Below are 7,120 nucleotides of genomic sequence, written 5' to 3'. Positions count from 1 at the left end.
TCCAGGAGCCCGTCGACGGTTCCTCGGCCGCAGCCCCGGTGGCCGAGGATCGCGGACGAGGGGCCGAAGACCCGCTCGGAGCCGTTCGGGAAGACGTTGCTGCCGTTCATAATGCGCCGTCACGGCCTGGTGCCGCACCCCTCCCCGGGTCGCTCCCGGGGGCCGGGTCACGCGGCGGGCGTGACGGTCCTGCTCACCTCCGTGTTCGCACGCTCGAGGTCATCGACGAAGTCCACCTCAACGACGAAGCAATCCGAGATGTCCAACGCCTGAACACGCAGCCGGCCCTCCTTGATCGCGGATTCCATGCCGCGTTCGAAGAAGTCCTGGTCGGTGCAGCGCTCGAGGTGCTCGATCAGCGCCGCCTTGTCGGCGGACGCCACGTAGTTGATTCCCACTGCCTCACCGCGCCCGTCGATGACGGACTTGGAGAGCTCTGTCAGGTACCCGTCGGCATCGGTGCGGTACTTGACCTCCTCCTCGCCGACGGCAGCGGTGTTCACGCAGGCGAACGTGAGATCACTTTCGATCAGCGCCTGGGCCCGCTCCAGCAGGCGAGGGTCGAACACCACATCGCCATTGAGCCACAGAACGCCCCCGGAATGCGAGGTGCGCAGGGCCTTCAGCAGGCTCCGCGCGGTGTTAGTTTCGTCATACCGCTCGTTGTAGACGAACTGGACCTCCGGCGCGGCCCCCATGATCAGGTCGTACCGGAAGCCGACCACCACAGCGATCCGGGCGGCGTCGGCGAAGGTCTGGCGGAGGTTGTCCAGCTGGTGGCGGAGGATGCTCCTGCCGTCGGCGAGAGGGGCGAGCGGCTTGGGCAGCGGCAGGCCGAGCCGCGTGCCGAGTCCTGCGGCCAGGATGATGATCTGGATCTCCCTCATGCCGACCCCTCTCGTTGTGGGTCCGTGGTGGAACGGCGTGTCGTGTGCCTTACGGGGCTTGTGCCTACGGGGCCAGGGGCCGCCCGGTCCCACGTTTGCCGCGCGGCCAAGGCTTCCTCGACGGCCTCCAGGAAGCGCTTGGTGCTCTCCCTGGGCGCCGGGTCGCCGAAGTAGTAGCGGCGCATGGCCTCCCGCTCGGCGCGGTACGCGTCCCGCGCCAGCCGCTCGGCGAGCGTGCCGGTGAGCGAACCGACCGTGGCGGCGTCCACGACGTCGGCGCAGCGGCTCACCGGAGCCTCGGCGTTCAGCCCGGCACGGTCGTTGCAGCGGTCGGCGACGAACAGCGGCTTGTCGACGTGCAGATAGAGGAAGTCCAGGCCGACCGAGGAGACGTCCGTGATCAGCACGCTGCAACCGCGGAAGACAGCCAGGATGTCGGCGTCGATCAGGACCCGGTGGCCCGCGGCGGGCTCGCGGCGCGCGGCTTCCTCCACCAGCCCGACGATCCGCCGGTGCGCCGCCGCCATGCCGGGGTCCGTACTGCTCGCCACCCGCGGGTGCGGCTTGTAGACCACGCGGACGTCTGGCAGCGCGAGCGCGGCGGCCGCGATGGCCGGGCCGTGGACGTCGACCGAGGTGAAGTTGTTCGCGGCGTCCTCGCCCTCCCAGGTGGGGGCGTAGAGAACGGTGCGCCGTGCCGTCGGGGGCAGGACGGGCTCGGGGCGGAGGTCGAGCTGCGGGCGGCCGACCAGAACGAACCTGCGCACGTCGAACTCGATCAGCGCCTCCCGATAGCGCCGCAGCGCGGCCTCGCCTGCCACCAGGACGCGGTCGTACGCCTTAGCCTGGTTGCTCGCCATGCAGACCTTGTCGCTCTCGCCGTGGTTCACATGGATATGGATCATCCGGGTGGCGGCCAGCGAGTGGAAGTTCAGCACGGAGTTGTTGACGTAGATCGCGGCCTTGAGGTCGCCGTCGCCGTACAGCTGGACGAGCTCCGCCAGATTCGGCACGCACACGCGGCGCAGCCGAGTGAGCCGGCCCACCTCGGCGTACGTCTGCGGGTGGCGCGTCACCACCAGGACCGGATGAGCCCGATCGAGCAGCTCGAACACGGGGAGCCACTGGCGGAGTTGGTAGAGCTGGCGGGGATCGTCCGCGAAGTACACGACCACCTCTCCCGGCACGGGCTCGCCAGGGACCCACCCAGTGGTGGAAGGAACCTGGGAGCACACGGGACACCTCCGCAACACGTCTGGGGTGAGACCAGTTTCCCCTCAGGACACCTTTCCGACAACTCTCAGACGCGGGAGATTCGCCTGGATGTCGCCGAGGTCAGGGGTGCTGTGTTGTGCTCGCCGGGCTCGACCAAGCCATCAGGGCGGCGGTGCCCCCCCACACACACACAAGAACCACAATTTCGGGCCCCAGAGGAAGGGGCCTACCCCCGGTTTCGACAAGTGACGAAGCCTGGGTTGGGACGGCTGGGGACCTCCGCGCCCACATCGGCATCGACGGGCACTACAGCTTCCACCTGCCCGACCTCGGCGGGACGCACCGTCCGCTGCGCGACCCAGACGCCGACGACGAGTGATGCCTTGACTGCTGGTCAGCAGCGCGGCGCCGTCGTGGGCGCACCGCGGTGCGCGAAGATTGGGCGCTGGTCGCTGTTGTCTGCGGGGCTGGCTGGGGCGGAGACTGGTCGGGTTCGTCGTGGTTGATCCCGATTGCCTCAGTGGTGCCGGTGAGCCTGTAGGTCAGCATGGTGGCGGAGGGCTTCCGCGGGAACCGTGGATCGGTGCCATCGAGCCCGAGCGTCAGACTTTTGAATCTCCTGCCCTCCCCACGACGGACACCCAATTTGGCTGTGTGGGAAGGAGAGACAAGCGCCGTGGAAGTCGTTCACGCCCGCTGCGCCGGGCTGGATATTTCGAAGAGGGACGCCAAGGTGTGCGTGCGGGTCGCTGGTGCTGGCCGGCGCAAAACCGTTGAGACGGTCACGACCTGGGGCTCGACGACGAGTCAGATCCTGGCGCTGCGTGACCATCTCATCGCCGAACGGATCACGTGTGTGGTGATGGAGGCCACGAGCGACTACTGGAAGCCGTTCTACTACCTATTGGAAGACGCGGGATTCGATGTGCTGCTGGTCAATGCGCGGCACGTGAAAAACCTCCCCGGCCGCAAGACCGACGTCGCCGACGCGACCTGGCTGGCCCAACTTGGCGCGCACGGTCTGGTGCGCGCCTCGTTCGTGCCACCGGAGCCGATCCGGCAGCTTCGTGATCTGACTCGGGCGCGCACGGCGATCACCCGGGAACGCTCCCGGGAGGTGCAGCGGGCGGTGACGTCGCTCAGTACACGATCTATCCGAGCGGCGTACTCGTCGTCGACAAAGACGGGGATGGAAGCTGCTGGGTGCTTACCCCAGATCGCTGGCAGTGGCTGAGGTCCACCAACCACGCGCCAGGCGTGGAGGGCACCGCAGGCGGAGGCCAATTCGGCTCGCTTTGACATTTTTGGTACCCCGTAGACACCCGATGCAGTGGCGGCCGCCGGGGACTTCATCCTTTCGGCGGTGGAATGACCACCGCCGAGCATTTGAATAGCTCGATGTCGTTGTTCAGTCGTTCAGTACGTCGAGATTTCTTCCTCGGCGGGTAGCGCGCCGGTCACCTGAAAGACGACCCGCCTGCCTACCTCGACGGCGTGGTCGGCGAAGCGCTCGTAGAAACGGCCCAGCAGCGCGACATTGACGGCGGCGGTGACCCCGTGCTTCCAGCCATCGTGATCCATCAGCACGGTGAACAGCTGGCGATGCAGCGCATCCATCTCGTCGTCTTGCTCCCGAATGCGAGCTGCCTTGTCCGGATCGCGGGACAGCAGCACTTGCTGTGCGCTGTTGCCCAATTCGACTGCCGCCCTGCCCATTTCAGAGAAGTAGCCGCTGACGTCCTCGGGCAGCGCATGCTGTGGGTGGCGCCGCCGGGCGATCTTGGCCACATGCACGGCCAACGCGCCCATGCGGTCCACGTCGGCGGCGATCTGAATGGAGCTGAAGATGGCGCGCAGTTCACTGGCCACCGGCTGCTGCAGCGCCAGCAGCGCGAAGGCGTCCTCTTCGGCGCGGGTGCTCATCGCCACGATCTGCTCGTGGTCGGTGATCACCTTCTCCGCCAGATAAAGATCGGCCTGCAGCAGGGCTTGAGTTGCGCGCTTCATCGCCACGCCCGCCAGCCCACACATCTCGCCCAGCTGTGTGGCGAGTGCAGCTAACTGCTCATGGTAGACGGTCCGCATCTACGGCCTCCCGTTACTCGTCGCCTACATCACCTGTATTTGCGCGCTGCCGGGGCCCCACTGCCACAACAAACTGTCGCGGTGGCCGACCCGATTTTTGTCGAAGCTGCAGGCAAGTATTCCCGGCGTGTCCGGCAATCGCCCGACATTTCACCAGAAACTACACGTGCGGCGGATGGCACGGGCGCGAGCGCCGGTGCGGCCGCAGGCTGATGTGGGGGCGGCTAGTCCTGTTTTCACCCGTTGCACTCGGAAGCGACTAGCGTCGTCGTATGTCAGCAGGACCCGACGGCGACCACGCGGGCACACGACGACCCGGTCCACTGGGCAACGTCGTCAGGCCGTTCCGGAGGACCGGCCGTTACGGTCTACTGGGTAACCTCGTCAGGCCGTTCCGAAGGACCGGCCGTTACTTCGCCCAGTCCTGGCGCGACTATCGCGACCATCAGCCAGATGAGCTTCCGGTTGCGCGACCCACTCTCGCGCTTGCCACGCAGGTGTTCCGCGACGAGATTGTCCTTCTCGGCTTCCGGATGTTCCGGCCCGTCAGCGACCCGCATGCGTTCCTACGGATCGACGCCGAAATCAGCGCAGCGATCGAGTTCTACGGACAGCACGGGCGGCTGGACAAGCCGGAGGGGTTTTTCGAAGCCCCGCCACCTCTGACGGACCCAACAGTCCGGCCGGTGAGGACACGCCGACGCTCCTACCAACGCATGGTCTTCGACAGCGGGTACCAACCCCGCCCGGGCGAACCGGGCCGCGAGCGGTGGCTGGGCTACACCGCCAACAACCGGGAGTATGCGCTGCTGCTGCGACACCGCGAGCCGCGACCCTGGCTGGTCTGTGTACACGGCGCGGTGATGGGCAGGGGCGCGCTAGATCTCAGGCTGTTCCGTGCCTGGCATCTGCACGAGAACCTCGGCCTCAATGTGGTCCTCCCCGTCCTTCCGATGCACGGCCCACGTGCGCGCGGCCTGCCCAAGGGTGCGGCATTCCCGGGCGAGGATGTGCTCGACGACGTCCATGCTGCGGCTCAGGCGGTGTGGGATATCCGGCGTCTGCTGTCCTGGATACGCGCGCAGGAACCCGACTCACCGATCGGCCTGAACAGCATGTCCCTCGGCGGCTACATCGCGTCGCTGGTCGCCAGCCTGGAGGACGGCCTCACCTGCGCGATCCTCGGCGTCCCGGTCGCCAATATCATCGAGGTGCTCGGACGCCACGCCAGCCTCGGTCGCGACGATCCGCGCCATCACACGGTGGCACGGGCAAAACCCCTCGGTCGGATGGTCTCACCCCTGTCACTGACACCGCGCGTGCCGATGCGGGGTCGTTTCATCTACGCCGGGATCGCCGACCAGGTCGTGCACCCGCGCGATCAGGTCATGCGGCTGTGGGAACACTGGGGCAGGCCCGAGATCGTGTGGTACCGGGGCGGGCATACCGGATTCTTGCGGTCGCGCCCGGTGCAGCGGTTCGTCGACGACGCGCTCGCGCAGTCGGGCCTCGTCAAGAAGAAGTGACCGCCGCTGGCCCCGGCAGCGCCCGTATCCACTCCCGGATCTCGTCGCGGCTCGCTGTCAACCGCAGCCGCATAGATGCCGCCGTTTTCTGAGCAAGTTCACCGCTGGGCTTGCAGTAGGGTGATGCGCGCCGCCGCTTTCGAGCCGCGGGTCAGCCGGGTCATCGCCGACGACATCCTCACCAACTTCACCGCGTGCTTCGCCTACCGGCTGGCCGCGCCGCAAAAGGCGCTCATTGGTAATGCCCACCGGTTGCCCGCTGCGGTGGTCGATGCATTGATAAACCAGGCCCGCAACCGAAACATGTTCGCCGACTGGGGCATCGGAAACGCCGAATGGGTGTTCGGAGTCGACACCCCGGCCAAGACGCTGTCGGCGGTGCGCGGGATGCGTACCGACGACGTGTCACCGCGGATCACCCAGGACGTGTTGCTGATGGCGGGCGCCGAGGATCATTACGTGCCCCTAGGGCAGCTCGGCGCGCAGATCCAGACGCTGACGAACGCCCGATCCGTGACCGCGCGCGTATTCACTCGCGCCGAGAGTGCCCAGAACCACTGCCAGATTGGCAATCTGGGGCTGGCGTTGCGGGTGATTCTTGCCTGGCTTGGGGAGGTTGCGGGCTGATTTTGGGCAATTGTCAGCCGCTAACGAGTATCCAAACCGCCACGAACGTCTCGAGCAGGTGGCAGCAGCACCGGACTAGCGAAGAACATTCTAACCCGTTCTCGTCGAATCAGGGCTTCGTCGCCGTCGACTTCCCTGCTGGTTCTATCATCAACAAGATGTCAAAGGATCGGCGGCTGACGCTGGTGTTGCTGCTCGACCTGCTGCTCATCGTGGCCCTGGTGATCGTTGGGCTAGCCGCGCACTCGCTGGGGTTGTTGGCTGCCGGGGTCGACTACCTCGGCGACGGCGCCGCGATCGGCGTGTCGTTATTCGCCATCCGACTCTCGCATCGAGCGGTTAGCGATCACCTGAGCAGACACCCAAACCCGACCCACATTGCGGCATTGGTCAACGCCGGATCGCTGCTGGCCCTCAACATCGGCGTCGTCGCGGCCGCGATCCGGCGACTAGCATCAGGCACCGCCGAGGTACGCGGCGCACCCGTGCTGATTGTCAGCACGGTCGCCGCGGTAGTCATGCTGCTCTGCACGGTCATCGTGGGGGCAGACCGCAACGCCCGTGATAGCGGGGAGGACCTGAACCTCAGGGCTGTGTCGCTCAATACTGCCACCAACGCGGCGGCTGCCGCCGGCCTCGCCGCCAGTGGCGCCGTCATCATGATTACCGGCGACTGGTACTGGCTCGATCCCACGGTGGCCCTGATCATCGCCGCGGTGATCGGCTACCGCGCCGTCAACCTGATCTCGCGAGTCCTTACGGCGCTTAGGATTCCATGGC

Annotated in this window: 6 protein-coding genes and 1 pseudogene; 4 read left to right on the top strand and 3 right to left on the bottom strand. The window is 66.6% G+C overall.

Translation table 11 applies throughout. The annotated features are described in order from the left end of the window. Positions 1 to 167 precede the first annotated feature (167 nt). Positions 168 to 887, bottom strand: a complete 720-nt coding sequence (locus ACLQI9_RS23705) for an NTP transferase domain-containing protein (RefSeq protein ID WP_442383952.1) — start codon at positions 885 to 887, stop codon at positions 168 to 170. After that, positions 884 to 2,056, bottom strand: coding sequence for a CDP-glycerol glycerophosphotransferase family protein (locus tag ACLQI9_RS23700; RefSeq protein ID WP_442383950.1), 1,173 nt, complete (start codon positions 2,054 to 2,056; stop codon positions 884 to 886). Before ACLQI9_RS23700 ends, ACLQI9_RS23705 begins: the two co-directional genes overlap by 4 nt. 722 nt (positions 2,057 to 2,778) lie before the next feature. Here ACLQI9_RS23700 and ACLQI9_RS23695 point away from each other — a divergent pair. Then, positions 2,779 to 3,294: pseudogene (locus tag ACLQI9_RS23695) on the top strand (IS110 family transposase); the annotation flags it as partial. Positions 3,295 to 3,518: 224 nt separating this feature from the next. On the opposite strand, the gene phoU reads toward ACLQI9_RS23695, so the two are convergent. Next, on the bottom strand, positions 3,519 to 4,187 hold the full coding sequence (gene phoU / locus ACLQI9_RS23690; RefSeq protein WP_442383948.1) for a phosphate signaling complex protein PhoU: 669 nt from the start codon (positions 4,185 to 4,187) through the stop codon (positions 3,519 to 3,521). A gap of 272 nt (positions 4,188 to 4,459) precedes the next feature. Here phoU and ACLQI9_RS23685 point away from each other — a divergent pair, with 272 nt between their 5' ends. The 3 genes from ACLQI9_RS23685 to ACLQI9_RS23675 all read left to right on the top strand — a co-directional run. Next, complete coding sequence (locus ACLQI9_RS23685) at positions 4,460 to 5,713, top strand: alpha/beta hydrolase family protein (RefSeq protein WP_442383946.1); 1,254 nt, start codon at positions 4,460 to 4,462, stop codon at positions 5,711 to 5,713. Positions 5,714 to 5,836: 123 nt separating this feature from the next. Beyond that, positions 5,837 to 6,340 (top strand): hypothetical protein, encoded by a 504-nt coding sequence (locus ACLQI9_RS23680; protein WP_442383944.1) that lies wholly within the window; start codon positions 5,837 to 5,839, stop codon positions 6,338 to 6,340. Between the two features lie 158 nt (positions 6,341 to 6,498). Beyond that, positions 6,499 to 7,120: cation transporter (locus ACLQI9_RS23675; RefSeq protein ID WP_442392284.1), on the top strand; the 622-nt coding region annotated here is incomplete at its 3' end.

This window comes from Mycobacterium sp. (genome assembly GCF_052143115.1).
Taxonomy (GTDB): Bacteria; Actinomycetota; Actinomycetes; order Mycobacteriales; family Mycobacteriaceae; genus Mycobacterium.
Note: the sequence above shows the minus strand (reverse complement) of the source record. Positions and strands in the feature narration are given on the sequence as shown.

Coding starts and splice junctions, on each gene's coding strand:
- ACLQI9_RS23705 (WP_442383952.1), bottom strand. CDS start 887: ATGAGGGAGATCCAGATCATCATCCTGGCCGCAGGACTCGGCACGCGG.
- phoU (WP_442383948.1), bottom strand. CDS start 4,187: ATGCGGACCGTCTACCATGAGCAGTTAGCTGCACTCGCCACACAGCTG.
- ACLQI9_RS23685 (WP_442383946.1), top strand. CDS start 4,460: ATGTCAGCAGGACCCGACGGCGACCACGCGGGCACACGACGACCCGGT.
- ACLQI9_RS23680 (WP_442383944.1), top strand. CDS start 5,837: ATGCGCGCCGCCGCTTTCGAGCCGCGGGTCAGCCGGGTCATCGCCGAC.